This window comes from Bacillus thuringiensis (genome assembly GCF_022095615.2).
Lineage (GTDB): Bacteria > Bacillota > Bacilli > Bacillales > Bacillaceae_G > Bacillus_A > Bacillus_A cereus_AG.
This window is the reverse complement of record NZ_CP155559.1, coordinates 654302-680867: the sequence shown is the minus strand read 5'-3', so window position 1 is coordinate 680867 and position 26566 is coordinate 654302. Positions and strand designations below refer to the sequence as shown.

Here is a 26566-nt window from a genome sequence, read left to right as displayed (position 1 = left end):
ATCACTTCCCTTTATTAAAAAATCACGCCTGCATGTAAAATTACATTGGCATAAGGCGTAGCCTCGCCTGTACGAATAATCGCCTTCGCTTTCTTTGTATGCTCTTTAAATTGTTCATGAGATACATATTCAAATGCTGGTTCTATTAGTTTCAGCTCTATTTCTTTATTTACTTCCGCATTATTGTTAATGACTTCTTCTGCTAATGTTACTTTTTCAATTGCCATATCATCAGCTACCACTTGCAATACGTCTAAAAAACTTGGTTTTCCAAGCTCAACAGCTAAATCAATTCGTTTTACTCCGTCAGGAATTGGTAAACCACAATCAGCGATTACAATCGTATCTGTATGCCCGAGTGAAGCAAGGACTGATGCCATCTCACTGTTTAATACACCGTGCTTTTTCATCCGACAATCACCTGCACTTCACATACTTTATCTCTCGTTGGCATACCACCTTGCGCCCCAAGCTTCGTTACAGAAAGACCACCAGCAATATTCGCAAAACGAATTGCTTTTTGAAGTGCTTCTCCTTCAGAAAGCGCAACTGCTAATGCTCCATTAAATGTATCACCAGCTCCAGTCGTATCTACTACATCAACAGCAATGCTAGGAACATGTACAATCTCCGTACCATTATGGAAACGAACACCGTTAGAACCTTCTGTCATCAATAATTTATTTGGATATTTAGCTAGTAAATCTTCAATTGGTGATGTGAAATCATCTAACACGATACGGCACTCATGTTCATTTGGCGTAATATAAGTTGCCTTTTCTAAAATAGCTTCTGATAACACTTGTGCTGGCGCTGGATTTAGCATAACCGGGATTTTGTGTTCCTCGCAAATAGACAATACATATTTTACTGTTTCAAGTGGAATCTCTAGTTGAAGAACAACCATATCTGCTTTTATAAGAAGATCTTTTGAACGATCTACAACCGACTCATTTACAAGAACATTCGCCCCTTGCACGACAACAATACTGTTATCCTCTTCTGCTAAAACGATATGAGCAATTCCTGTCGCCACATCTGTAACCGGTACCACATAGTCGATAAAAACGCGTTCGTTCTCTAAATTTTTCCTAACTACAGTTCCATAATTATCGTTTCCTACCGCTCCAACCATCGCTACATTTGCGCCTAATCTAGCTGCAGCAACCGCTTGGTTGGCTCCTTTTCCTCCTGGAATTGTATGAAATGCTTCACCAATTACTGTTTCCCCTGCTTTCGGACGTTTTTTTGAAACGGCCACTAAGTCCATTGAAATACTGCCTACTACTGCAATATTTGGCATCTGTTTCATCTCCTTACTTCGTTGTATTTCGTTCTATAATTTCAATCGGTAAACGATAGTGTTTCTCTTCTAATATATTTCCTTCCATCTGCTCTAACAGCAGTTCTGTTGCAATTTTCCCCATTTCATAAATTGGCTGTGCAACAGTTGTAATAGATGGATACATCATCTCTGTTAAAGAAATTCCATCGAATCCGATAATTTGTAAATCATCCGGAATAGAAATTCCCTTTTGAAGGGCAGCCTTTACAATACCTATTGCAATTAAATCATTCCCAGCAACAATTCCATCAATATGTGGGTATTCTTCTAATAGTTCCACCGCTACACGCTCACTATTAGCTGGATCAAATGTACTCTCTGCAATCATATAAGAAAGATTATTTTGCGTAATTACGTCTACAAAGCCTTCAAAACGTTCATTCGCTGTGCTTACGTCACGCGGTCCGCGAATATGTGCAATATGTTTGCAGCCTTTATCTATTAATAACTTTGTCGCGGCCTGACTTCCCGCATAGTTATCTGCATATACAGTAGGAATACGCTCATTAAACATACGGTCAATTGCAACAACTGGAACAGACAACTTCATGTAATTAACACTATTTTGTGGATTTGTTGCTACAATAAATCCATCCACATTATTTTGCCTAAGTACATCAATATATTGCTTTTCTTTCTCTAGACTCTCATCAGAGTTACAAAGGACAACTGTGTATCCTTGCTGATGCGCTACATCTTCTACGGCACGTGCAACTTCTGGAAAGAATGGATTCACGATATTCGGAACAACTAAGCCAATTAAACGAGATTTCTTGTTATACAATGAACGCGCTACTGTACTAGGTTTATAATCTAGCATCTCAATTGCTCGCTCTACTTTCTTTAATGTATCTTCATGAACATATCCATTTTTATTTAACACTCTGGAAACGGTCGCAACAGATACTCCCGCTAATTTCGCAACGTCTTTAATCGTACTCATTCTATTCCCTCTCCATTTCATGTAACCGTTTACAGAAAATAATATAACGTATTTCTATAAATACGTCAATCATTTCTCACGAAAAAGCTTTTAAGGTTATACTCAAAAAAGCACCGCCATAAGGCGATGCTTTTTCATTACGAATATGATACAGTTTGTTCTTTTTCTTCTGCGGCTGGCTCTTCAGCACCTTTTTTACGATCCGATAGTTTAATCTTCTGTAAGAAAATCGTAAAGATAGCGCCCACTACAATGAATACTAATCCTGTTAGAAATACAGTATGAAGTGAGTCTACTAAAGAATTTTTCAAGATTGGTACAATGCTGCTAGCGAATGCTTCTGGCATTTGTTTTAATGCCTCTGGGCTAAATAGCATCGAATATAAACCTTGTGGATCTGTATGAATCATATCTTTAAATTTTGTTACCATTTGTCCCGCTTCTTTCGGGAATGTATCTAATACAGGTACTAATTTATTTGTTAATGTTGTACCTGAAGTGTTATTCATGATTGACCCTAAAATTGTAATACCAAATGTTCCACCGATTTGACGGAAGAACTGACTTGATGATGTTACGACACCAAGATCTTTTTTCGGGAAACTTTCTTGTAAAGCTAATGTTAATGTCGGCATTACAAGACCCATTCCTAAACCGATAATACTCATATAAAAAGTAGCAGTAAGTTTAGTCGTGTGCATATCCATCGTTGTTAATAACCAGAAACCACCAGCCATAATAAGCATCCCTGTAATAATTTGTGGTTTCACACCAACTTTTAATACAAGTTGACCACCGATAATACTCATCACAATCATTGTAATCATCATTGGTGTCATAATTGTTCCTGATTCAGCAGCACTTACTCCTACAATTCCTTGCATAAAGAATGGTACGAACATAATAGCACCAAACATTCCGATACTCATAAAGAAACCAATCGCATTCAGTATTGTAAATGTGCGATTTTTAAAGAAATGCATCGGTAAAATTGGTTCTTCTGCTTTCGTTTCAACAATAACAAAGCTAACAATACCAATTAGAGCTAATGCAAACAACCCGATAATTTGCCAAGAATCCCACGCGTAATCTTTTCCACCAAACGTTAACGCAAGTAATAAGCTTACAACACCGAGAATCATCGTAAAGATTCCAGCGATATCAATTTTAATTGGTCCCGTTTGTTTATGTGATTTTAATCCCATTGCAATAAAGATTGTCGCTAAAATACCAACTGGTAAGTTAATGTAGAATACCCATCTCCAGTTCACCGCATCTACAATCCAACCACCCACTTGTGGTCCAATTACAGAAGCAAGACCGTATAACGCACCAAAAATACCTTGCCATTTCGCACGTTCTTTTCCCGTAAACATATCTCCGATAATAATCATAGCCATTGGCATCATAATACCGCCACCAAGACCTTGAATACCACGGAAAATAATTAATTCTGTCATACCATTTGCCATACCACATAACGCCGAACCAATCATAAAGATAACTAGTCCTGTAATATATACGTTACGACGGCCAAGTAAATCCGCTAATTTACCTGCAATTGGTACCACTGTCGTTGATGTTAACATATAAGCTGTTGTTAACCACGTCATTAAGCTTAATCCGCCTAGTTCACCGACGATACGCGGCATTGCTGTACCAACGATTGTTCCATCTAATGCAGCAAATAGCATCGCGATTATTAAACCGATTAACAGCAACTTTCTATTTATGTTTTCTTGTTGCTCCATGTAATCTCCTCAATTCCTCTTAGTTATTCTCTTTTTTCTCTTGTGTCCCGCAAATAATTATTTCTAACTTCTCAAAGAGACGTAACAAATCTTCTCTTTCTTGTAATTCTAAATGTGAGAAATATTTTGCAATATGCTCATTACGAGCTGTCATTGCCTCTTCTACTCTTGCTTTCCCCTTTTTTGTTAACTCAATGATGACAACACGACGGTCATCTTTGTCGTGATAGCGCTCTACAAGCTCTTGGTCAATTAGGCGATCAATCATCACTGTAATTGCACTAGGCTTTACATACATCTTTTTTGCTAATTTTGTCGCTCTTGAAGCACCGTAATGATCTAAAATCTTTAAAATATAAAACTGCGGTGGTGTAAGTCCTGTTGCTTGCATTTGTTCTAATAACTCCGTCTGCATTTTCTTTCCAATCGAAAAGGCAAGAGCTTGAATTTTATCGATATGCGTCATATCATTTGGCATGTTATCCACCTCTTATTTAAGCAATAAAATATTTAACGTATTTAAATATTAATACCACGAATAAAATACGTCAACACTTTTTATTTATAAAAACGTTTACATTTCTGTCACAAAGTTGTATAATTTTCGACGAAGTTAATATTGACAGTCACGGAGAATCGGAGTATAAGGCTATGAATCATAAAAAAGGAAACTTTTTTATATTTCATGGCCTTTTTATATTCTCTCTGACTTACAACATTTCGAATTCATTAGGGGAGGATTTTCATTTTATGTTTTTCACACAATTATTTAAACCTGCACCCCACGCGGAACGCTTACCAGCTGATCGCGTTGATAGCGAATACCGTAAATTACGTTTACAAGTATTCTTGGGTATCTTCATCGGCTATGCAGGTTACTACTTTGTTCGAAAAAACTTTTCACTAGCAATGCCATACTTAATCGAACAAGGCTTTAGTAAAGGAGAACTTGGGGTTATCCTTTCAGCAGTATCTATCGCTTACGGATTAAGTAAATTTCTTATGGGTATCGTATCCGACCGTTGTAATCCTCGCTACTTTTTAGCAGCTGGGCTATTTTTATCAGGTATCATTAATATTATTTTCGGCTCATTTTCTTTCATTACAACGAGCATTATACTCATGTTTGTCCTTCAGTTTTTAAATGGATGGGTACAAGGTATGGGCTGGCCTCCTTGTGGTCGTACGATGGTTCACTGGTTCTCTATTAGTGAACGTGGTACAAAAATGTCTATTTGGAACGTTGCTCATAATGTCGGTGGCGCACTTATGCCTTCTCTTGTAACATTAGGGTTATATTTCTTTGCAAATGACTGGCATAGTATTTTTTACTTCCCAGGTATTCTTTCAATTTTAGTTGGTATTTATGTGTTAATTACGATGAGAGATACACCTCAATCTTGTGGATTACCTTCTATTGAAGAACATACTGGAGAATATCCATCAGATGAAAAAGTAAAAGATCGAGAACGCGAACTTTCAGTAAAAGAAATTTTATTTACATACGTACTAAACAATAAATTCTTATGGTACATCGCTATCGCGAACGTTTTCGTTTATTTCGTACGTTACGGCGTTGTAGACTGGGCTCCTACTTATTTAGTAGAGGAAAAAAGTTTCACTCATAGTAGCTCTCGTACAGCTTATGCTCTATACGAATGGGCTGGTATTCCAGGTACACTTCTTTGCGGCTGGATGAGTGATAAACTGTTTAAAGGGCGCCGTGCACCTGCCGGTATTTTATTTATGGTTGGTGTATTTATCGCCGTTCTTGTTTACTGGCTAAATCCTCCTGGTAATCCAATGGTTGATAGTATCGCACTTGTCTCAATTGGATTTTTAATTTATGGACCTGTTATGTTAATCGGCCTACACGCACTAGACTTAGCACCAAAAAAAGCTGCTGGAACTGCTGCTGGTTTAACTGGGTTCTTCGGTTACCTAGGTGGAGCTACTTTTGCTAGCGCAGCTATGGGCTTTATCGTAGATGCATTCGGATGGGATGGCGGATTCATCTTATTACTTGTATCTTGTGTACTTGCAATGTTCTTCCTTGCTCTTACTTTAAAGACAGGATCTGCAAAACCAAAACAAGCTTAATTACTAATATTATTCTTATCAAAAAAAGAGAGACTGTTCTTTCCAGAACACCTCTCTTTTTTCTACATATAATACTTTTTTCTTACAAAAGATTTATTTCCCTCTCTTATTCATGTTAGCGTTTTCAAATCACTCCAACCACTTATACAACTGCATCCAATCTCTATATAAAAAGATTTTTGAATATTTTTTCAACTTATCCTTGTCAAACATTGTCAATTTATATTAAAATAACAACAACATACAAAATATTTAGTCTTTTCTGAAAAGATGGAGGGATAGCCATGAAGAATCCACTTCTTCGCATTGAAAACTTACAAACTTCCTTTCGCATACAAGATCACTATCATGCAGCAGTTGATGATGTCTCGTTAACTGTCCATGAAAATGAAATTGTCGCGATAGTTGGTGAATCTGGTTGCGGAAAAAGTGCACTTGCCCTTTCTATTATGCGACTGCATAATGAAGCAAATACAAAATTACAAGGGCAGCTTAACTATAGAGATAAGGATTTACTAACTATGTCGACCGCAGAAATGAATAAAGTACGCGGATCAAACATCGGTATGATTTTCCAAGAACCTCTTACAGCACTCGATCCTCTTATGACAGTTGGAAAACAAATCGAAGAAAACTTAGACTACCACACAAGCCTTTCAAAAATTGAAAAGAAAGAGCGCACCTTAGAACTACTTCATCAAGTTGGTATTCCAAAACCAGAACTTACATATAAACAATACCCACACGAATTATCTGGCGGAATGAGACAAAGAATTGTTATCGCAATTGCAATTGCTTGTAACCCAGCACTCATTATTGCGGATGAGCCAACAACGGCACTTGACGTAACCATCCAAGCACAAATTTTAGACTTACTAAAGTCTATTCAAGAACAAACAAAAATGGGCATCATTTTAATTACACATGATTTAAGTGTTGTTGCAGAAACAGCTGATCGTATCGTCGTTATGTACGCTGGACAAGTTGTAGAAACAGGTAAAGTTGAAGAGATTTTTAATAATCCTCTTCACCCCTATACTCGTTCTCTATTAAACTCAATTCCATCTGCATATGGTGAAAAAGAAAAATTACATGTAATTCAAGGCGTAGTTCCTTCGTTAGCGAAGCTTCCTCGCTCAGGTTGCCGTTTCCAAGCTCGAATTCCATGGATTAGACCTGATCAACACGAGGAAAATCCAATTTTACACGAAGTAAAACCAGACCATTGGGTGCGTTGTACTTGCTACAAGCATTTCAACTTCCAACATAAGAAAGGAGATGACGTAACTCATGGCACTGCTTAAAGTAGAAGATTTAAAAGTACATTTCCCAATTAAAGGTGGTTTCTTCGGCCGCACATTAGATCACGTGCGTGCTGTCGATGGTGTAAGTTTTGAATTACAACCGGGTGAAACATACGGGATCGTTGGTGAGTCAGGAAGTGGCAAATCAACAACGGGTAAAGCAATTATGCATTTAACGAAAGCAACAGAGGGTAGCATTCATTTTAATAATAGAGATTTAACAAAGTTAAGTCGCTCTGAGCTACGTGAACAACGAAAAGATATTCAAATGATTTTCCAAGATCCATATTCATCATTAAATCCGAAGAAACGTGTTCTCGACATTATTGCTGAGCCTCTTCGAAATTTTGAGAAGCTCTCACCTGATGAAGAACGTAGAGCAGTTCAAGAATATCTTGATAAAGTTGGTCTAAATCCAGAGTCAATTTATAAATATCCACATGAATTTTCCGGTGGGCAAAGGCAGCGGATTGGTATTGCACGCGCTCTTACATTAAAACCGAAGCTTATTATCGCTGATGAACCTGTATCTGCGCTTGACGTCTCTGTACAGGCACAAGTATTAAACTTCTTGCAGGATCTACAAGCTGAGCTCGGACTAACATACTTATTCATTAGTCATGATTTAGGTGTCATTCGTCATATGTGTGACCGTATCGGTGTTATGTATCGTGGACGCATTGTCGAAGAAGCAACTAGTGCAGAAATTTATAGTAATCCGCAACATATTTATACGAAGCGCCTAATATCAGCAATTCCTGATATTCGTCCTGAAAATCGAGAACAACAACGTAAATTACGTCGTGAGGTCAGCACTGAATACGAAAAATCATACGAAAATTATTTCAATGAAAATGGCCGTGCTTACGATTTAAAACCAATCTCGCCAACGCATCGGGTGGCATTACCATAAGGGAGTGATAAATCATGTGGAAGTTTATATTACGGAGATTTTTAGTAATGATCCCGCAATTATTCGTGTTAAGTGTACTTGTCTTTCTACTAGCTAAGGCAATGCCAGGCGATGCCTTAACCGGCAGAGCAATGAATCCAAAAGCGGATCCAAAAGTAATTGAAGAACAACGTGAAAAGCTTGGATTAAATGACCCAGTTACAACACAATATGTTCGCTGGATTAAAAATGCAGTCCAAGGTGACTTTGGTATTTCCTATGCACATAAAATGAAAGTAACCGAGTTAATTGGAGAACGACTTGGAAATACAGTATCTTTAGCACTTGTTATTCTTATTCTTACTTATTTAATTGCCATACCACTGGGAGTTATAAGTGGACGGTGGAATGATACATGGGCTGATCGACTCATTACCATTTACAACTATCTAGGTTTTGCTACACCACTATTTATATTTGCACTAGTTATGCTCTTCCTATTTGGATTTAAGTTTGCAATATTCCCAACCGGCGGTAGCGTAGATCCTCAAGTTGCAACAGGTACATTTGCTTACTATTTAAGCAAATTGAATCACATGCTACTACCAGCTTTATCCGGGGCATTAATTGCAACAGTTGGTACTGTTCAATATTTACGAAGCGAAATTATTGATACGAAACATAAAGATTTTGTTCGTACAGTAAGGGCAAAAGGTGTTCCAGAATCAAAAATCTATTCTAGACATATTTTACGAAATTCATTCTTACCAATTGCAGCCTTCTTAGGCTATGAAATTACGGGATTAGTTGGCGGTGCCATCTTTTTAGAAAGTATTTTTAGCTATCCAGGAATTGGACAACTATTTATACAATCTATCTCTCAACGTGATTTTAGTGTAATAACTGCACTCGTTATGTTTACTGGATTTGCAACGTTACTTGGAACTCTCCTTTCAGATATTATTCTAAGCATCGTCGATCCACGTATTCGTATTGATTAAAGAAAGGAGATGACGTTATGTTAGCAAACCCTGAAAAACAAACTGAAGTTATTCATTACGAAAAAAGCCCTTCTGGTTTCTCTATTATGTGGCGAGAACTTCGTAAAGATAAATTGGCAATGTTTTCACTTATTTTCCTAGCAATCTTATTACTAGCAGTCTACGCAACATCTTTTATTATGAAACAAGAAGATATTGTACGAGTTGATCTATTCGCTATTTATGCTCCTCCCTCTGCTGAACATTGGTTAGGAACAGATTACGGAGGACGCGATATTTTCGGTCAACTTATTATTGGTACACGTAACTCATTTACAATTGGATTAGCAATTACTATTCTTTCTTGTTTAATTGGACTTTCAATTGGATTAATTGCCGGGTATTTTGGAGGAGCTATTGATAATATCATTATGCGCATTATCGACTTTGTTATGGTTTTACCATTTTTAATGCTTGTAATTGTATTCATTACACTTGTTCCTACATTCAATATTTTCACTTTCATTTTAATTATGAGCGTGTTCTTATGGACAGGAAAGGCCAGATTAATTCGTTCAAAAGTATTAACTGAAAAAGAACTAGATTATGTCTCTGCATCTAAAACTTTAGGAACACCAAACTGGAAAATCATTCTTTTCCAAGTACTACCTAACTTAAGTTCCATTATCATTGTTAGCGTTACATTAAATCTTGCTGGAAACATCGGTATTGAATCTGGTCTAACATTCTTAGGATTTGGTCTACCAGAAAGTACACCAAGCCTTGGTACACTTGTTAGTTATGCTAGAAATCCAGATGTATTACAAGAGAAATGGTGGATTTGGTTACCCGCATCAATCATGATTTTAGCATTGATGCTGTGTATAAATTTTATTGGTCAAGCGCTACGTCGTTCGGCCGACGCAAGACAAAGAAAAGGATAAGGGGTGGAAGAAATGACAAATAAGCCAAAGTTTTTCAAAGTATTAAGTACACTTGCAGTTTCAACATTACTACTTTCAGCATGTGGGGGCAGTGGTGGTAGTGAAAAAACGAGCAGCACAAAAAAAGTAGATACAAATAAATTTAGTGCATCTGTTAAAAATGATAAAAAGGAAATTAAAGATGGTTCATTAACATATGGTCTTGTTTCTAACACACCATTTGAAGGACTTTTAAATTTCGCTGTATATGAAGGAGATCCTGATAACCAAGTCATTACAATTTTTGATGAATCTTTATTATCAAATGACGAAAACTGGGAATACACGAATGATGGCGCTGCTACATATGAAATTTCTAAAGATAAAAAGACAATTACACTAAAAATCAAAGATAATGTAAAATGGCATGATGGAAACCCTGTTACTGCTGAGGATTTAGAATACTCTTATCTAGTGATTGGTAGTAAAAAATATGCCGGTTCTCGCTATGACACTCAAATGCAAATGATTGAAGGTATGGAAGATTACCACAATGGAAAAGCCGAAAAAATTTCGGGTATTAAGGTAACGGATCCGAAAACAATTTCGATTACATTTAAAGAGCCGAATCCTTCAGTGAAAACGGGACTTTGGACATACCCTCTTCATAAAAAATATTTAGCAGATGTACCAATTGATAAATTAGCAGAATCTGATAAAATTCGTAAAAATCCAATTGGTTTCGGACCTTTTAAAGTGAAGAAAATTACACCAGGAGAATCTGTTGAATTTGAACGTTTTGATGACTACTATGGCGGAAAACCGAAACTAAAAAGTATGGTTTTAAAAGTTGTTAACCCTTCCGTTGTTAACGCGTCCTTAAAAAATGGTGATATTGACATTGCTGAAGTAAGTGCAGATCAGTATCCAAATGTAAGTAAATTAAAAAATGCACAATTAGTCGGTAAAACCGATTTATACTATAGTTATATCGGCTTTAAATTAGGACATATGGATAAAGAAAAAGAAGAAGTAGTGATGGATAAGGAGAAATTTAAAGATGTTCGTGTACGTCAAGCAATGGCGTATGCTATTGATCGAAAAGAAATTGGTGAAAAGTTATATCATGGCCTACGCTATCCAGCTAACTCACCAATCCCACCATCTCTACCAAAATATCATAACAATAAAATTGGTGCCTATGATAAAGATGTAGAGAAAGCTAAAAAATTATTAGATGAAGCTGGCTATAAAGATACGAACGGAGATGGATTCCGTGAAGATCCGAATGGTAAAGAATTTAAAGCTAATTTCTTATCAATGAGTGGTAGCGATGTAAGTGAACCACTTGCAAAATTCTTTATTCAATCTTGGAAAGACATCGGTCTAAAAGTAGAGCTGCTTGATGGTCGCTTACATGAATTCAACTCATTCTACGATATGATTAAAAAAGATGATCCAAAAGTAGATCTTTTCGCGGCCGCTTGGGGAACTGCATCTGATCCAGATCCTTCTGGTATTTGGGCTAAAGGCGCATCGTTCAATTACACACGTTGGGCTACTGACAAAAACACAGAATTATTAAAACAAGGTATTTCTCCAGAAGCTGCTGATGAAAAGTACCGTAAAGATGTCTACGACAAATGGCAAAAATTAGTTCATGATGAAGTACCATTAATTCCACTTCATTATAAATTTGACTTAAAAGGTGTAAATAATCGCGTAAAAGATTATAAATATACACCAGAAGATCAATATAAATGGGGTAAAGTTAGCGTAACAAGCGATAAAGCAGAAACAGAGAAATAATAAAATAGCTCCTGGCACTGAGATACATGCCAGGAGCTATTTTTTATTTACAATCCTTTTCTTACTATTTATAACAACCAATTCCTTCCCTACTCTAAGATTAAAAAATTTGATGAATCATCTTTATTACAACGGCTAACGTAACAGATGCAACAAATCCCCCTAAACAAATAAGACCGACACCTTGGCTATATGATAAATTTTGAAGTGTTTTCATCTTTTTCATCCTCCCTATCTCTCCTTCGTTATTTTTATTTTACCAATGGAATAATTTTCATAACATCGATTTTTCTGACAACAAACTTACAAATTTGTAAGTTAACGATTTCTCTTTAAACTTATATATCTAGTATGTCCACACTCTCTCACTTTATACGCAAAAAAAGACCTCGAATTACATCAAGGTCTTGCTTACACTACAGAATATCTCACTCAATTTATTTTATAATCATTACCGGACATTTCACACGTTTTGCTATTTTATGACTGACACTACCAAGCACCATCTCTTGCAGTGTATTTAATCCTCTACTTCCAGCGATAACAAGATCTATATCTCCTGTATTTACATATTGAACGATCGTATCTCCAGGATCACCATGTAATATCGTAATTGTATAAGAAATGTTCTCTTTCTTTAATAAACCTTCAATCTCTTTTAATTTATCTTTTCGACTAGCCGATATTGTTTCTAAATCTGTTTGCCCTTGTATAATATCTGATTTTGCCGTTCTATTATCTACTACGTACACAACTTCAACATTTGTTTCTTCATTAAATTTCGCAATATATGTTGCATGTTCCGCTGCTCGAAGTGCATGTTCAGAACCGTCACATGCTAATATAATTTGTTTGTACATATGCTGAATCCCCTTTTCGTTATCCTACTCGTATTATATAATAAAGCCCCCTAAAAAGGAGGCTTCTAACTTGCAATTCTTTTATTATAAGTAGCTAAATTTGAAATGATTTTCGAGCTTCGTTCATTTAATCCCGTTATACTTACTTTCACGCCACTTTGCTCATACTTCATGATAACTTTATCAATTGCGGCTACCGCTGAATCGTCCCATACGTGTGCGTTGGTAAAATTCAACTCAATTTCTTTTACATCTTCATTGAATGAAAAGTTATTTATAAAGTCTGCTGTAGATGCAAAGAACAGTTGACCGTGAATTTCGTATATTTTCTTATTTTCAATATATAAATGTTTCACGTGAATCTTTGCCATATTGAATGCAAATAAAACCGCACTAATTACTGTTCCGATAATTACACCTAACGCTAAGTTATGTGTAATTAGGACAACCACAACTGTTACGATCATAACAAATGCGTTCCCTTTTGGTACTTTATGAATCGTTGTTACAGAGTTCCAATCAAACGTTCCGATTGAAACCATAATCATAACTGCAACTAAAGCTGCCATCGGAATATGAACGACATAATCACCTAAAACGAATAGTAATACGATTAGAAATCCGCCCGCTACAAATGTTGATAATCGGCCGCGTCCACCTGATTTAATATTAATAACAGATTGACCAATCATTGCACATCCTGCCATTCCTCCGAAGAAACCAGCGACAATGTTTGCAATACCTTGCCCACGTGCTTCCTTATGCTTATTACTTTCCGTATGCGTCATATCATCTAAAACTGAAGCTGTTAGTAAAGACTCTAGTAAACCAATAATTGCAAGCATAACTGCGTACGGTAAAATAATCCCTAATGTCTCAAGTGTAAAAGGCACGTCAGGAATGCTAAAGAACGGTAATTCTTTCGGCAGGCTTCCCATATCTCCTACTGTTTTTAACTGTAATCCGCTCATAATTGCAATACTTGTCACAATAATAATTGAAATAAGTGTAGACGGTACAGCCGTCGTAATACGTGGAAATACATATATAATTACAAGTCCTAATGCGACAAGTGCATACATTTGCCAAGTTGCATTTTTAAAATGCGGCAATTGCGCTGTAAAAACTAAAATTCCAAGTGAATTTAAAAAACCACTCATAACAGATTTCGGAACAAACTTCATAAATGAGCTCAGTTTGAACACGCCAAAAATAATTTGGACAATACCTGTTAATATTGTTGTAGCAAATAAGTACTGCAAACCGTGATCTTTAACAAGCGTTACCATTAATAATGCCATTGCACCTGTTGCAGCTGAAATCATTCCAGTTCTTCCGCCAACAAATGAAATGGTAACCGCAATACAAAAGGCTGCGTATAGTCCAACTGTCGGATCCACGCCTGCAATAACAGAGAAGGCTATCGCTTCAGGGATTAACGCTAAAGCAACAACAATTCCTGATAGTACGTCCCCTCTCACATTGGAGAACCAATCATTTTTTATCGTTTGAAACAAAATACCACTCCTCTACTCATTTATCATTTGATTTTCTCCATAAGAAAATCTAAGCCGACTGCACGAAAGCTATTATATAACGAGTAGAAGATTTTTTGCTATGTAAAAGTTTCCTAAAGAAAAAGACGCTACCTTAGTAGCGCCTTTACTCCTTTTATTAATGTCCACCGTGTCCTTGACCACTTTCCTGAACAATTTCTAACCTCTCATCCAGTATTCCTTGTGTTTCAAATGAAATATCACTCGTACTTCCTAATAAGAATCCGTGATTATATGGTCCAAGTGTTGGATCATCTTTAAACTTCGGCTGAATGCTTGCAAGGAAATCATACACTGGTTGTGAAGCTTTCCCTTCTTTTAACAATACAACAGGTGCGTGTTTACCCATATGTGAAAAAGGTGCTCCCGCAACTGCTAAGTCTGGTGTTTTGCTTGAAACAAATGATAAACCGTGACCTGGTTTTGTGAACCCCCATCCAAATTTTGTTTTTTCATCTTTAAATTTAGCGAAAGCAATCGAATTTTCTGTAGGGGTCTCTCCACTAATACGCGTTACTTTCCCGTATTTGCTTAACTCTTTTTCTACTTCTTTTGAAACAATTTTTTCTGGCCCTAGTAAATATATATTGGCTTTATCTTTTCTCATTTTTAATGCCTCTATTGTCGCTTCTGGCACCTTATCTTTTTCTGTATATAAAAGTGGCTCTGGCATATGAGAAATCCAGTTTACAGCTGGTATTGTATATAAACGGCCTTCTTCTTCAGACGAACCGATAATAACACTATTTGGGTAGCTTCCTGTTATATCGGCGTATTCTTTATCCACATCTTTAGCAAATATAGCTGGATCCGTTTCTTTTATTTGTTTTACTTTATAATTTTTTAATTGCTCAAGGGTAGATGCACCTACATCCCCCATCACCATAATTTGTGTTCCATCTTTCGTTCCGAGCGGATTTAGCCGTTTTATTTCTTTTAACGTCATTTCGGGTATCTTTTCTTTTTCTATAAATAAAATCGGTCCGTTATTCGGATGATGAATAAGGTCTGCACTCGCAATACCTAATTGCCACTCGTTTACTGGTACTAAAATAATAGCGCCTGGCTGATTCTCTTTATGCGTTGCTGGCCATATCGTTTGCGAAGTTAATACTGCCATTTGCAGAGGATCATTTGTATTTAATCTCGTTATATTTTTTAAACTTGTCGTTAATAAATCATTCGATGCACCTTGATTCATTTGTTTCGGCGCAGTTACCTCCTGATTCATTTTCATTTCCTTCTGCTCTGTTTTCTTCTCTTCTTTAGATTCATGATTTTTATGATCTGTATTCGTTTGTCCACATGCCGCAAGACCAACTGCTGTAATTATTGTTATCCCAAAAACTCGGGTCATTTTTTTCACTATACCGCCTCCATATGAATCATTTTCGAGCCAATATCATTACCTAAAATAGAATTTCAACTTTACAATAACAAGCAATTCTGAAGAAATTATGCAGATGCATTATAATCTGCACCATTTCTTCATGATTTTGACTTACAATTTAAGTAATAACTACAAATGCGGAGGTACTCTATGATCGATATACTACTCGTAGATGATGAACCGAGAATGCTTGAATTATTAACACTTTATCTTACTCCAATCGGATATAACTGCGTATGTGCATTGTCCGGAGAAGAAGCTATTTCACATATAGAAAATCGAAACTTCAAATTTATTTTACTCGATATTATGATGCCAAAGATGGATGGATGGGAAACGTGCAAAAGAATTCGATCATTTAGTAACGTTCCTATCATTATGGTAACTGCTCGTGATCAAACTGTAGATATCATCCAAGGGTTAAAACTTGGAGCAGATGATTACGTGACGAAGCCTTTCCATGAAGAGGAGCTTTTCGCAAGAATTGAAGCTGTTTTAAGGCGCACAAATGAACATAAACAAATACAGTATCACGGTATTGTATGGGATGAAGCGAAGCACTTCGTTTCTGTACATAATGAAGAACTCCTTCTCACACCAATTGAATTCTCCTTACTCGGCTTATTTTTGCGTCATGTGAACTACGTATTAAGCCGTGATCAGCTCATTGAACGAATTTGGGGATTAAATACAAATACAGAAGACAGAACAGTTGATTCACATATTCGTAATTTGCGTGATAAATTACGAAAAGTAAATTTCCCTATTGATCACCATTTAAAAACTGTTTACGGAGTCGGATATCGATGGGTTGATACTCTAGATTAAGGAGCAAAACGATGAAGCGAATTTCTATTCAACTCGGATTTTATTTTTTAATCGTCACACTTTTAATTGAAAGTGTTCTATTTGTCTTGCTTTATTATAGCCTTGTCAACAATAGAGTAAATGAAGAAATGACAGCTTTATTAAAGCGCGGAAATAGTCACCGAGATGTCCTTGAAAAGTATTTTGATAAGCAAACAATCTCCCATGTTGCACTAATGGAATCCGAAGCCGAAACTACTGTTGTTATTACAAATGTACATAAAGATGTACTAGCTAAATCCAATGAAATAAATACTACTATAAAAACGCATATTGAAAAGATGCAAACACGGACAGATCATGACGGAGCAATTATAGAGAATCATTGGAAAACATCTAATTATATATGTACAGTTAGCCCCATTATAGTCGCAGGAAAAACGGAAGGCTACGTATATATGTTTCTCGGAACGGAATCAATTGAGGGAATGGTTAACGGGCTAACAAGACAATTCATTATTGCCGGAGCCATTACTTTTCTATTAACAGCCATCACCATCTTTCTCTTATCACGGTTGTTAACAAAACCATTGTTACACATGAAACATGCCACTGAAAAAATGAGTAAAGGCGATTTATCTGTTTCATTAACGACTACTCGAAATGATGAAGTTGGTGAACTAGCATCATCTATCCAAACGCTCGCAAATGATTTACATTATATGAAAACAGAGCGAAGTGAATTTCTAGCAAGCGTTGCTCACGAATTACGAACACCGTTAACATACGTAAGAGGTTATGCTGACATTGCTTTAAAAGAAACCACATCTCCTGAGCAACGTTTGCGATATTTATCTATTATAAAAGATGAGTCTGATTACATTACAAACTTAGTTCAAGATTTATTTTCACTTGCACAAATGGAACAACATAACTTTTCTATTCAAGTAAAGGAAGTATATTTACACACCTTCCTGACTCGCATAGCCGAAAAAGTAAACGCCATATATAAAGAAAAATGCATTACAGTTTCTTTTTCTTGTCCTCCTACACTGCTAGTAAACTTAGATGAACAACGCTTCGAACAAGTTGTGGTGAACATTTTAAATAATGCGTATAGACATTCAAAGGAGCATTCTCATATAAACATTTCTGTTATAGAAGAACATAAACGTATTTCCATTACAATTGAAGATGAAGGTGAAGGTATTCCACCTGAAGATCTCCCTCACATTTTCGACCGCTTTTATCGGGTTGATAAAGCAAGAACACGCGCTACAGGCGGAACTGGTTTAGGACTCTCTATCGTGAAGGAAATTGTAGAATTACACGGCGGGACGATTACTGTCACGAGTAAAGTCGATCACGGGTCTTGCTTTATCATTTCATTACCATCTATAAAGAAACACGACTATTGATGGTAGTCGTGTTTCTTTATCATTTTACTTTATAGTATAAATTTACAAATTGCCCAAAACGTTCCGTATCCGTTAAAGTTAAATTAATTTCCGGATTCTTGTCTTGAAATAATGGAACTCCAGAACCTAATATATGCGGTGTAATCGTAACGACATATTCATCAATTAGATTATTTTTAAAGAACTCACTCAGTAGACTTCCTCCACCGACCATCCATATTTTAGATCCTTCCTGCTCTTTCAACCTTTTTGTAAACTCCAATACATCTTCATTTACAAACTCTACATGTTCGTTTGAACCTTTTTCTGAATTAGAAAAGACATAACATTTTTTATCTAAGTATGGGAATGTTTCCGTATGGTCTACTACATAATCGTACGTTCTCTTTCCCATAATTATCGTATCAATTGTTTCGTACATTTCTGTATAACCGTTATCTCCCTCTCCTTCCGTTTCCATTAACCACTGTAAATCATCATCTTCTTTCGCAATAAATCCATCTAAGCTCGCCGCTATAAATAAAACAATTTCACGTGACATATCTTTTCCTCCTTGCATCTCATCTTGATAACATATGATGTAAACAATATACTAACAATAAAACATGACATTTTATGTCATGTTAAAAAGAAAAAGGTGATACATTTGTCAAAAGCTAAACGCTTATTAGATATTCTTATATTTGCTTCTGCCAAAAAGACATTTACAGCTCAAGAAATAGCTGATGAATTTAATATTTCCGTTCGTACAGTTCATAGATACATTTTAGATTTAAGTGATATGGGGTTACCCATTTATGCTGAACAAGGTCGTAACGGAGGATATAAAGTATTAACGAATAGAGTCATTCCGCCTATTTTATTTACGGAAGAAGAAGCAGTATCCATCTTTTTTGCTTTTCAGTCTTTAAGCTACTACAGAGACTTACCATTTAACACAGAAATCAATTCCGTTACGCATAAACTGTATAGCTCTCTACAAGATGATGCGAAAGCGAAAGTTGATAAAATACGTTCTTATATTGCTTTTTGGAATCCGAAGAGAATTATTGATACACCTCTTTTAAACGAAGTGTTAACCGCGGCCATTGAAAATAAAAATTTACACTTTCAATACGAATCTAAATCGGGCATAAAAACAAAACATGTTCATCCTATCGGTGTATATGCGCATGACGGGCTATGGTACTTACCATCCTACGACTTTAGTAGAAAAAAAATATTACTGTATCGCGTCGACCGCATTCTCTCTATATTATCCACAGAAGAAAATGAAGATACATTCATGAATTTAGAAGAGTGGTTTATCTCTAACTCTAACGTAGTACACAGTCCTACTCAGTTACATGTTTTACTAACGACAGAAGGTTTACGCCAATGTAAAAGCGTTCCTTACCTTGAAGAGCTCGTTGTAATAAACGAAGACGGGACAGGATATATACATTCAACAATTGATAAAGGTGAAATTAATTTTATTACGCCTTTATTTTATAGGCTTGGAAAAGATGCAAAAGTGTTAGAACCGAAAGAATTGATAGATGGTTTACGTATACGTGCGAAAGAAATTTTACATATGTATGGGGACGAAAAAAGCTGCTAAATATAAGCAGCTTTTTTCGTCGATTTATTTCTATTATTTTGACTGTTGACGAATATCGAACCACCAACGATTTTTCTCATTCATATTCTCAGTGCCACTAGACCCACTGTAACGGAAAGCATCCAAAAAGATTGAATCTAACTTGTCCTCATCTACAAAATAACCTAGGTTAACCTTTACCGTTTGTCCCGGTCGGATACTACCAATATTATAAAAGCTTTTCCCGTCTCCGTGGGGTTCTAAATAATCAACTTCGCCCGTCATAATATTTTTTTCCACAATTCCAGCTCTTTCAGCGTAATTCCATACATTCCCCTTACTTTTAAGCACTTGTATGGATGGATGCATATAGATTTCTTTTGTTTCCTGTTTACCTATATTTTTCACTGTTGTTGTCAAGTAGACAAATTTAGGCTGAATTAATCTTGACTCTACTAATTGATCAATTGAATCTTTACCATTTCCAAATTTATATTCATCCCGTCTATATGGTATCAATTGTCCAGCTTGATCCAAAGCCTGATTCTCGCTTAGTATTCCTAAACCAAGTTCATTAAAGTTTTCTTGTTTAAAATCTTTAATGGAATCAAAAACTTCAACTTTTTCTATCACATATTCAATTTTACTGTTATCCATGATAATCGTTACTGGAACTTTTTGTCCTATATGAAATAGTCGTTTACTATCTTTTTTCAAAGGAATCACCTTAGTTTTTTTAGGCTTACTTTCTTCGCTAAAATACTTTTTATCATAATCTGTTATATGTGATGCCTTTTCTTTTGACGTAGGCTCAAGGGAAATGTTCCCTAACACATCCACCATTTGTTCTTCGTTTATATCGTTTCCAATATAACTTTGTAACATGATCCCCTCTTTCTCAAAAAAGAGAAAGACCTCTCTGTTAAACTCTAAATTGTTGTTTCCATTTTCTTTATTAACAATCACTGCTTTCTTGCCATGTATCTCTTTCTCTTCGTAGCTTTTTGAGTACAGTGTTTTAAAATTCGAATCTTTTCCTACTCTCCAAAGAATGAATGAAAATCCACCCTTTGCGTAGTTATCTTTAAATGAATATTTCATAGCAGTGTCATCAATTGCTTCCATATTTTCTGGCAATTTACCAACCTTCAACTTATACCACTGATCACTCTTTTTCGAATCCTTATTTGTTAAGGAAACATTTACTTCGTAATTTTGTTTTTGAACAATCATATTATAGACTTTCACTGCACCAAAAACAGTTGTCGGCATACCAATTAATAAACAGGCAGCAGCGATTAACATACGATGTCTTTTACGCTTTTTCTGTGGTCGCTCGCCCTTCAGCTTCATTTCTTCCATAAACAATTTCTTTTTGCGCGTATATGTATGTGAAAATTCATGTTGTTCTTCGAGTTTATCAAAATCATCTAAAGCAATTTTTTCAGCAAGTTCATATATTTCTTTGGAGTTCTTTGAATTCGTCATGTTGTATACCTCCTATCATATTTTGGACTCGCTTTCGAGCGCGTTCAAACTGTTTACGGACATTTGCCTCCGTTATCCCCATGACACTTGAAATTTCTTGATACGTTAAGTTATAGAAGACTTTGTACTTAAACACCTGTCTGTTAGATTCATTTAACTCTTTTAGCAATGTATCAATTTGAACCTCAGACATTTTACGTTTTTCCCACTCTTCAATATTTTCATCTACTGCTTCTGTTGATTCTCTTTCATATTCTTCTAAAAATGTTTCATGTCGTTTATTTTTCCGATAACTATCAATCGCCTTGTTTTTCGCGACCCTCAAAATGTAGCGTTTAAGCTCTTCAGTGCTCAAGCTATGGAGCTTTTCCAAGTTCTTATAAAGAGTAATAAACGTCTCTTGAACCGCATCTTCAGCCTGCTGAATATTATTTAAAATAGAATACGCTACATAATAAATTTTTTGTTCATACAACTCATATAGCTCTTCCATCTTTTCATAATCGTTATTTATAACTTTCATATAATTCCTCCTCTCACTCTATATAACGAATGAGCGCTATACTTTGTGACACTGCAAAATCTTTTTATATATAAAATTTAATAATAGAATAAACAAAATCCCAATTTCTCTATTGTAACTGAGAAATTGGGATTTTTTATATTAGAATTTTCCTGACTGTTCCATTAAGAACATCCCTCTTACGCCTTTTCAGTAAGCAGTATTCGCTCTATCGCTTCTTTTAACAAATGCTTTGTCTCTTCCAAGTTATAATTCTCCTTCTCTCCTAGCTGTACCATATAAAACTCAGCAAAAGAGCGCTCTTTATATCTTGGTACGACATGCATATGGTAATGTGTTAACTCGTTAAATACTCCACCATTTTGACAAATTGTAATTCCGTCTGGTTTATATAATGCCTTAATCGCTTTTGTAATAAGCTTTGAAGCATCCATAATCGATTTCGCTACAACATCCTCTAATTCGTCTACTTCTACAACATGTTGCTTTGGCACAATTAAAGTATGACCTGAATAGAAAGGTTCATGATCTAAAAAGCATGTTACATAGTCATCTTCATATATTTTATATATAATTTCTTCTTCGTTGGCTAATTTACACCCTAAACATTCCATCATATTTCTCCCTTTATTAAAAACATAAAAACGTGAGAGTCGTATTCTCACGTTTTTATGTTTTACTTTATTAGTTCAATTGTTTCCGTAACTTTTATACTATCTTTTATCGATTGAACAATCGTACAATTTTTCACTGCAAGCTGCAACGCCTTGTCCAATTGCTCTTCTGTAATGTTTTCCGCTTTAATTTTATAGTGCAAATGAATACTTTCAACTGGTTTTGATAAAGCTTCACTTCTACCAATTTCCGTTTCGATTGTAAACGTATCGTATGTAATGCGTTTCTTTTCTAAAATTGTTCGAAAGACAATTGCACTACATCCTGCGATAGAAGAAACGAGTAATTGTAACGGTGAATACCCATTTTCTTTTCCAATCGCTAATGGACCATACGATAAATCTGCCTCTATATCATCATGCTTAATTTTTATTTTCATACTTCGTTTCCATCTCCACTTTCATCGGTTTCTTCCGTTTCTTACTCATATAATAATATATATAGCAGAAAATGATAAATGGAATACCACAATATAACGCCATTCGTTGTTCAGGAATAAACGCTAAACTAATAACAACGATGCTATTTGTAATTAAAGCTAAAATTGGAACAATCGGGTATAGTGGTGTTCTATACTTTAAGTCCTCTAACTTTCCTCCGCCTTTTATATACTGACTTCTAAAGCGAAGTTGCGATAAAGCAATAATGATCCAACTTGATACAGCTGATAAACCAGCTATAGATAATAAATACATGTATACTGTATCTTCTGCAAGGAAACTTGTGAATAAAGAAAGACCAGCTACAGCAATCGTTACGACTAGCGCTGTAATTGGAATACCACGCTTATTTACTTTCTTGAAAGATGTTGGTGCCATTCCTTCATTTGAAAGTGACCATAATATACGAGTTGCCGCATATAATCCTGAATTCGCTACTGATAGTAACGCTGTAATAATAACGAAGTTCATAATATCAGCTGCGTATGGAATACCGATTTTATCAAATACAACTACAAATGGACTTTCAATTACCCCTGCTTCTTTCCAAGAAATTAATCCTACTAAAATCGTCATTGTTAAAATGAAGAATAACATAATGCGCCATACTGTATTACGGATCGCACGTGGAATTGTTTTTTCTGGATTTTCACTTTCTCCCGCTGCAATCCCGATTAACTCTGTTCCTTGGAACGAGAAGTTAACTGTAATCATTGTAAGTAATACGGCAGCTAGTCCATTCGGGAATAATCCACCATCGCTTACAAAGTTAGAGAAAAGAGGTGCTGCTTCTTTTCCGTCATATGATATAAACCCTAATAATGCACTACCACCAAGAACAACAAATGCAAGAATTGTAACTACTTTAATACTAGAGAACCAAAATTCTAATTCAGCATAACTTTTCGCAGAAATTGCATTTGAAGCATATAAAATAACGCCGAATACAAGACACCATACCCAAACATCAACATTTGGAAACCATCTTTTCATCATTAAACCGATTGACGTTAATTCTAGTCCTACTGTTACTGCCCAACCAAGCCAATATAGCCAGCCAATCATAAAGCCCGTTCCTGGTCCAATAAACTTCGTCGCATACTTTTGGAAAGAACCTGAAACTGGCATTGCTACCGTTAACTCTCCTAGACAAAGCATTGTTAAATACATAATAAATCCGCCCACTAAATATGAAAGGATGGCTCCCCCTGGTCCAGCCTGATTAATGGTGTAACCTGAACCTAAGAAAAAACCAGTCCCGATTACACCACCTAGTGCGATCATAAATAAATGTCTACTCTTCATCGTACGATGTAATTTCTCATTCGTTGGTTGCTGCATCTAAATCCTCCCCCTACCGATACCCCTATATCTTGTTAAAATTTTCTGATAATAAAAATATACACGAAAGCGGTTACAATTTCTATATAAAATTAAAACTTTTCTGATAAAATAATATAAAAAATTGATTTATCGCGAGATTAAGATTCTAATTAGAGGAAAATAAGGATAAACAAGGGAAAACCCTTACATATATTGTAAGGGTTAACGAAGTTCTAATCTTCTCGATAAAATTGATAAACTATAATTTACGATAAAGTACATACAAGCTACTACTATAAACGTTGGGATCATATAATTTACATTCTGCCCGCTAATAATTTGAGCATTATGCATAAGCTCTGGTAATGATATAACAACTGCAAGCGCTGTATCTTTCAGCAATGAAATAAACTGGCTGACAAGCGGCGGGACCATTCTTCTTAATGCTTGTGGTAAAATAATATGCCAAAGTGCTTGAACATACGTTAATCCTGAAGATTTTGCAGCCTCAATCTGTCCTTTTTCAATAGATAATAGACCACTTCGAACAATTTCAGATATCATTGCTGCTTCAAATATTGTTAAAGCAACAATTGTAGCTGTTATAATTTCTAATTTCAATCCTGCTTCTGGCAGTGCAAAATATGTGAAAAATATAATTAAAAGTAGTGGTAAATTTCGAATCATTTCAACGATAATTCCTAAGACTTGTGAGACAACAGGTATTTTCATGTAGCGCAATATCCCTATTACACTACCAATAATAAAGCTAAGCACAATTGCTACGAGCGCTACCTCTAATGTTATAAGCAATCCTTTTAATAAAAACAGAATATGATCTCCTGTAATTGCTCCCTTAAAATCCATTTACACCGCCTCCTTTGCTAAGCGTTTTTCTAAATAACGCACTAGCATACTGAGCGGAATTGTTAATATTAAATAAAACATCCCGACAAATATATAGACATCAAACGTAACAAACGTTTTCGTTGAAATTAAATCTCCTTGATACATCAAATCCGTACCAGCTATAATTCCGAGTATGGAAGAGTTTTTTACTAAATTGAGAAATTGATTTCCTAAAGGAGGGATTACGATTTTCATCGCTTGAGGTAAAACGACATGGTACATTGCTTGCGTATAAGTCAATCCTGAGGAACGTGCTGCTTCCATTTGACCTTTCGCGACTGATAGAATACCAGCGCGAATAACTTCTGCAATAAACGATGCAGTATATACAGTAAGCGTAACTGTCCCTGCTACAAAACCATTTAAAGTGATTCCTATTACAGGTAAAGCAAAATAGAATATAAATGCAATTAATACGAGCGGAATATTTCTTACAAACTCTACAAAAGTGGCTCCCAACCAATTTAAAATGCGGATCGGTGCAATACGCATTATCGCCAATACTACACCTAAAATAAAACTGCCTATTAATGCGATTACACTAGACATAACTGTATACTTAAAGCCTTCTACATACATATCAATGTTATTCGTTAATATAGAAAAATCAGGCACATATTCTCCCCTCTTTCTTTACAAGAAGAGGATGAGCATCCCTCATCCTCTCACTCTTACTATTCACTAGAAATAAAGACCCACTAATTAAAGTTTCACTTTACTTCTCTTGTTTTTGCCCAATCCATTTCTCATACAATTTGTCGTACTCCCCACTCGCCTTCATATTTTCTAGCAAGCTATTAATCTCTTTCGTTAAATCACCTGCACCTTTTTGCACTGCAATTCCGTACGGTTCATCCGTAAAAATTTTCCCTACAACTTCATAATTAGAATCTTGTTTTGCCATTCCGTAAAGAATTGCATTATCTGTCGTTAAAACATCGCCTTTCCCTGCTTTTAACGCCGTAAACGCCTCACTGTAATTTTCAAATTCTAATACGGTCGCTTCCGGTGACTTTTGACGAATATTATTTGTAGACGTTGAACCTTTTACAGCTAACACTTTTACACCCTTTTTCACATCATCAATACCTTTAATATCAACTCCCTTTTTCACAAGTAACGATTGCCCTGCTTTAAAATATACATCTGAAAAATCAACTTCTTTTTTACGTTCTTCCGTAATTGTCATTGTTGCGATAATTGCATCGATATCACCGTTTTTCAGTAGTGGAATACGCGTTTTAGACGTTACTTCTTTTAATTCTAGTTTCTTTTCATCTCCAAGAATTTTTTTCGCAAGCGCCTTTGCGATATCAACATCAAATCCTTCTACCTGCCCTGTTGAAGGGTTTTTCAATCCAAATAAGTTCGTATCATTCTTCACCCCAACTACTAATTTCCCGCGCTTTTTAATTTGCTCCACGGCCCCGCCTTGCTTCGTATTCGTTTCTTTCGCCTCATCTTTTTTACTTCCGCATCCAGCAACGACAAGCACGAATAAACATGAGAATACAATTAAGGTAAACAACTTTTTCATTTTAAGCATGAAAT

27 protein-coding genes are annotated in these 26566 nt (G+C 35.7%); 9 read left to right on the top strand and 18 right to left on the bottom strand.

The window, feature by feature from the left end; all coding sequences use genetic code 11:
- Positions 1 to 14 precede the first annotated feature (14 nt).
- The 5 genes from rbsD to KZZ19_RS03400 form a co-directional block, all read right to left on the bottom strand.
- A complete protein-coding gene (gene rbsD, locus KZZ19_RS03420) occupies positions 15 to 410 on the bottom strand; it encodes a D-ribose pyranase (RefSeq protein WP_237981618.1) in 396 nt (131 codons plus the stop codon).
- Positions 407 to 1303, bottom strand: coding sequence for a ribokinase (gene rbsK / locus KZZ19_RS03415; protein WP_237981617.1), 897 nt, complete (start codon positions 1301 to 1303; stop codon positions 407 to 409). Before rbsK ends, rbsD begins: the two co-directional genes overlap by 4 nt.
- Positions 1304 to 1316: 13 nt before the next feature.
- Positions 1317 to 2288: a ribose operon transcriptional repressor RbsR gene (gene rbsR, locus KZZ19_RS03410; RefSeq protein ID WP_237981616.1), complete on the bottom strand. Its 972-nt coding sequence runs from the start codon at positions 2286 to 2288 to the stop codon at positions 1317 to 1319.
- 137 nt (positions 2289 to 2425) lie between these two features.
- On the bottom strand, positions 2426 to 4039 hold the full coding sequence (locus KZZ19_RS03405) for an MDR family MFS transporter (protein ID WP_237981615.1): 1614 nt from the start codon (positions 4037 to 4039) through the stop codon (positions 2426 to 2428).
- 19 nt (positions 4040 to 4058) lie between these two features.
- Positions 4059 to 4517 carry a MarR family winged helix-turn-helix transcriptional regulator gene (locus KZZ19_RS03400; protein ID WP_237981614.1) on the bottom strand — a complete coding sequence of 153 codons (459 nt, stop codon included), beginning with the start codon at positions 4515 to 4517 and terminating at the stop codon, positions 4059 to 4061.
- Between the two features lie 272 nt (positions 4518 to 4789).
- Between KZZ19_RS03400 and glpT the strand changes: the two genes are divergently transcribed.
- The 6 genes from glpT (at position 4790) to opp4A (ending at position 12047) form a co-directional block, all read left to right on the top strand.
- Positions 4790 to 6139 (top strand): glycerol-3-phosphate transporter, encoded by a 1350-nt coding sequence (gene glpT / locus KZZ19_RS03395; RefSeq protein ID WP_237981613.1) that lies wholly within the window; start codon positions 4790 to 4792, stop codon positions 6137 to 6139.
- A 284-nt stretch (positions 6140 to 6423) separates the two neighbouring features.
- Positions 6424 to 7443: an ABC transporter ATP-binding protein gene (locus KZZ19_RS03390; protein ID WP_237981612.1), complete on the top strand. Its 1020-nt coding sequence runs from the start codon at positions 6424 to 6426 to the stop codon at positions 7441 to 7443.
- Positions 7430 to 8356, top strand: coding sequence for an ABC transporter ATP-binding protein (locus KZZ19_RS03385; protein ID WP_237981611.1), 927 nt, complete (start codon positions 7430 to 7432; stop codon positions 8354 to 8356). The genes KZZ19_RS03390 and KZZ19_RS03385 overlap by 14 nt, the downstream gene beginning before the upstream one ends.
- A 14-nt stretch (positions 8357 to 8370) precedes the next feature.
- Entirely contained in the window at positions 8371 to 9336 is a 966-nt protein-coding gene (gene opp4B, locus KZZ19_RS03380; protein ID WP_098090640.1) for an oligopeptide ABC transporter permease, read from the top strand.
- A 17-nt stretch (positions 9337 to 9353) separates the two neighbouring features.
- Complete coding sequence (locus KZZ19_RS03375) at positions 9354 to 10259, top strand: ABC transporter permease (protein ID WP_237981610.1); 906 nt, start codon at positions 9354 to 9356, stop codon at positions 10257 to 10259.
- Positions 10260 to 10271: 12 nt separating this feature from the next.
- Positions 10272 to 12047, top strand: coding sequence for an oligopeptide ABC transporter substrate-binding protein (gene opp4A / locus KZZ19_RS03370; protein WP_237981609.1), 1776 nt, complete (start codon positions 10272 to 10274; stop codon positions 12045 to 12047).
- A 100-nt stretch (positions 12048 to 12147) separates the two neighbouring features.
- On the opposite strand, the gene KZZ19_RS03365 is transcribed toward opp4A, so the two are convergent.
- From KZZ19_RS03365 to KZZ19_RS03350, 4 genes are all read right to left on the bottom strand, one after another.
- Complete coding sequence (locus KZZ19_RS03365; RefSeq protein ID WP_237981608.1) at positions 12148 to 12273, bottom strand: DUF4027 family protein; 126 nt, start codon at positions 12271 to 12273, stop codon at positions 12148 to 12150.
- A 211-nt stretch (positions 12274 to 12484) separates the two neighbouring features.
- The gene (locus tag KZZ19_RS03360; protein ID WP_061676350.1) at positions 12485 to 12907 is read right to left on the bottom strand and encodes a universal stress protein; all 423 of its coding nucleotides are present in this window, start codon (positions 12905 to 12907) and stop codon (positions 12485 to 12487) included.
- A gap of 65 nt (positions 12908 to 12972) precedes the next feature.
- Positions 12973 to 14424: a SulP family inorganic anion transporter gene (locus KZZ19_RS03355; RefSeq protein ID WP_237981607.1), complete on the bottom strand. Its 1452-nt coding sequence runs from the start codon at positions 14422 to 14424 to the stop codon at positions 12973 to 12975.
- 157 nt (positions 14425 to 14581) lie between these two features.
- Positions 14582 to 15829: a cell wall-binding repeat-containing protein gene (locus KZZ19_RS03350; RefSeq protein ID WP_098343627.1), complete on the bottom strand. Its 1248-nt coding sequence runs from the start codon at positions 15827 to 15829 to the stop codon at positions 14582 to 14584.
- 174 nt (positions 15830 to 16003) lie between these two features.
- On the opposite strand from KZZ19_RS03350, the gene KZZ19_RS03345 reads away from it, so the two are divergent.
- Both KZZ19_RS03345 and KZZ19_RS03340 read left to right on the top strand, forming a co-directional pair.
- A complete protein-coding gene (locus KZZ19_RS03345; RefSeq protein WP_237981606.1) occupies positions 16004 to 16681 on the top strand; it encodes a response regulator transcription factor in 678 nt (225 codons plus the stop codon).
- Between the two features lie 11 nt (positions 16682 to 16692).
- Positions 16693 to 18078 (top strand): sensor histidine kinase, encoded by a 1386-nt coding sequence (locus KZZ19_RS03340; protein WP_237981605.1) that lies wholly within the window; start codon positions 16693 to 16695, stop codon positions 18076 to 18078.
- A gap of 19 nt (positions 18079 to 18097) precedes the next feature.
- On the opposite strand, the gene KZZ19_RS03335 is transcribed toward KZZ19_RS03340, so the two are convergent.
- Positions 18098 to 18619 carry a dihydrofolate reductase family protein gene (locus tag KZZ19_RS03335; protein ID WP_237981604.1) on the bottom strand — a complete coding sequence of 174 codons (522 nt, stop codon included), beginning with the start codon at positions 18617 to 18619 and terminating at the stop codon, positions 18098 to 18100.
- A gap of 105 nt (positions 18620 to 18724) precedes the next feature.
- On the opposite strand from KZZ19_RS03335, the gene KZZ19_RS03330 reads away from it, so the two are divergent.
- Positions 18725 to 19678 (top strand): helix-turn-helix transcriptional regulator, encoded by a 954-nt coding sequence (locus KZZ19_RS03330; RefSeq protein ID WP_265413114.1) that lies wholly within the window; start codon positions 18725 to 18727, stop codon positions 19676 to 19678.
- Positions 19679 to 19711: 33 nt separating this feature from the next.
- Here the strand turns inward: KZZ19_RS03330 and KZZ19_RS03325 are convergent, their stop codons facing one another.
- The 8 genes from KZZ19_RS03325 to glnH form a co-directional block, all read right to left on the bottom strand.
- Positions 19712 to 21145 (bottom strand): DUF4367 domain-containing protein, encoded by a 1434-nt coding sequence (locus KZZ19_RS03325; RefSeq protein WP_237981603.1) that lies wholly within the window; start codon positions 21143 to 21145, stop codon positions 19712 to 19714.
- Positions 21111 to 21668: an RNA polymerase sigma factor gene (locus tag KZZ19_RS03320; protein ID WP_088095143.1), complete on the bottom strand. Its 558-nt coding sequence runs from the start codon at positions 21666 to 21668 to the stop codon at positions 21111 to 21113. The genes KZZ19_RS03325 and KZZ19_RS03320 overlap by 35 nt, the downstream gene beginning before the upstream one ends.
- Positions 21669 to 21847: 179 nt before the next feature.
- The gene (locus tag KZZ19_RS03315) at positions 21848 to 22282 is read right to left on the bottom strand and encodes an HIT family protein (RefSeq protein ID WP_237981602.1); all 435 of its coding nucleotides are present in this window, start codon (positions 22280 to 22282) and stop codon (positions 21848 to 21850) included.
- A gap of 62 nt (positions 22283 to 22344) precedes the next feature.
- Positions 22345 to 22722 carry an OsmC family protein gene (locus tag KZZ19_RS03310; protein WP_237981601.1) on the bottom strand — a complete coding sequence of 126 codons (378 nt, stop codon included), beginning with the start codon at positions 22720 to 22722 and terminating at the stop codon, positions 22345 to 22347.
- Positions 22706 to 24124 (bottom strand): amino acid permease, encoded by a 1419-nt coding sequence (locus KZZ19_RS03305; RefSeq protein WP_237981600.1) that lies wholly within the window; start codon positions 24122 to 24124, stop codon positions 22706 to 22708. The genes KZZ19_RS03310 and KZZ19_RS03305 overlap by 17 nt, the downstream gene beginning before the upstream one ends.
- A 204-nt stretch (positions 24125 to 24328) precedes the next feature.
- Positions 24329 to 24973, bottom strand: coding sequence for an amino acid ABC transporter permease (locus KZZ19_RS03300; protein ID WP_237981599.1), 645 nt, complete (start codon positions 24971 to 24973; stop codon positions 24329 to 24331).
- Positions 24974 to 25630, bottom strand: a complete 657-nt coding sequence (locus tag KZZ19_RS03295) for an amino acid ABC transporter permease (RefSeq protein ID WP_088095139.1) — start codon at positions 25628 to 25630, stop codon at positions 24974 to 24976.
- A gap of 100 nt (positions 25631 to 25730) precedes the next feature.
- Entirely contained in the window at positions 25731 to 26561 is an 831-nt protein-coding gene (gene glnH / locus KZZ19_RS03290; protein ID WP_237981598.1) for a glutamine ABC transporter substrate-binding protein GlnH, read from the bottom strand.
- Between the last annotated feature and the right edge of the window lie 5 nt (positions 26562 to 26566).

Coding starts and splice junctions, on each gene's coding strand:
- KZZ19_RS03400 (WP_237981614.1), bottom strand. CDS start 4,517: ATGCCAAATGATATGACGCATATCGATAAAATTCAAGCTCTTGCCTTT.
- rbsR (WP_237981616.1), bottom strand. CDS start 2,288: ATGAGTACGATTAAAGACGTTGCGAAATTAGCGGGAGTATCTGTTGCG.
- KZZ19_RS03315 (WP_237981602.1), bottom strand. CDS start 22,282: ATGGAATGTTTAGGGTGTAAATTAGCCAACGAAGAAGAAATTATATAT.
- glpT (WP_237981613.1), top strand. CDS start 4,790: ATGTTTTTCACACAATTATTTAAACCTGCACCCCACGCGGAACGCTTA.
- KZZ19_RS03385 (WP_237981611.1), top strand. CDS start 7,430: ATGGCACTGCTTAAAGTAGAAGATTTAAAAGTACATTTCCCAATTAAA.
- opp4B (WP_098090640.1), top strand. CDS start 8,371: ATGTGGAAGTTTATATTACGGAGATTTTTAGTAATGATCCCGCAATTA.
- rbsK (WP_237981617.1), bottom strand. CDS start 1,303: ATGCCAAATATTGCAGTAGTAGGCAGTATTTCAATGGACTTAGTGGCC.
- KZZ19_RS03365 (WP_237981608.1), bottom strand. CDS start 12,273: ATGAAAAAGATGAAAACACTTCAAAATTTATCATATAGCCAAGGTGTC.
- KZZ19_RS03300 (WP_237981599.1), bottom strand. CDS start 24,973: ATGGATTTTAAGGGAGCAATTACAGGAGATCATATTCTGTTTTTATTA.
- rbsD (WP_237981618.1), bottom strand. CDS start 410: ATGAAAAAGCACGGTGTATTAAACAGTGAGATGGCATCAGTCCTTGCT.
- KZZ19_RS03325 (WP_237981603.1), bottom strand. CDS start 21,145: ATGACGAATTCAAAGAACTCCAAAGAAATATATGAACTTGCTGAAAAA.
- opp4A (WP_237981609.1), top strand. CDS start 10,272: ATGACAAATAAGCCAAAGTTTTTCAAAGTATTAAGTACACTTGCAGTT.
- KZZ19_RS03340 (WP_237981605.1), top strand. CDS start 16,693: ATGAAGCGAATTTCTATTCAACTCGGATTTTATTTTTTAATCGTCACA.
- KZZ19_RS03345 (WP_237981606.1), top strand. CDS start 16,004: ATGATCGATATACTACTCGTAGATGATGAACCGAGAATGCTTGAATTA.
- KZZ19_RS03360 (WP_061676350.1), bottom strand. CDS start 12,907: ATGTACAAACAAATTATATTAGCATGTGACGGTTCTGAACATGCACTT.
- KZZ19_RS03305 (WP_237981600.1), bottom strand. CDS start 24,124: ATGCAGCAACCAACGAATGAGAAATTACATCGTACGATGAAGAGTAGA.
- KZZ19_RS03310 (WP_237981601.1), bottom strand. CDS start 22,722: ATGAAAATAAAAATTAAGCATGATGATATAGAGGCAGATTTATCGTAT.
- KZZ19_RS03375 (WP_237981610.1), top strand. CDS start 9,354: ATGTTAGCAAACCCTGAAAAACAAACTGAAGTTATTCATTACGAAAAA.
- KZZ19_RS03335 (WP_237981604.1), bottom strand. CDS start 18,619: ATGTCACGTGAAATTGTTTTATTTATAGCGGCGAGCTTAGATGGATTT.
- KZZ19_RS03405 (WP_237981615.1), bottom strand. CDS start 4,039: ATGGAGCAACAAGAAAACATAAATAGAAAGTTGCTGTTAATCGGTTTA.
- glnH (WP_237981598.1), bottom strand. CDS start 26,561: ATGCTTAAAATGAAAAAGTTGTTTACCTTAATTGTATTCTCATGTTTA.
- KZZ19_RS03390 (WP_237981612.1), top strand. CDS start 6,424: ATGAAGAATCCACTTCTTCGCATTGAAAACTTACAAACTTCCTTTCGC.
- KZZ19_RS03320 (WP_088095143.1), bottom strand. CDS start 21,668: ATGAAAGTTATAAATAACGATTATGAAAAGATGGAAGAGCTATATGAG.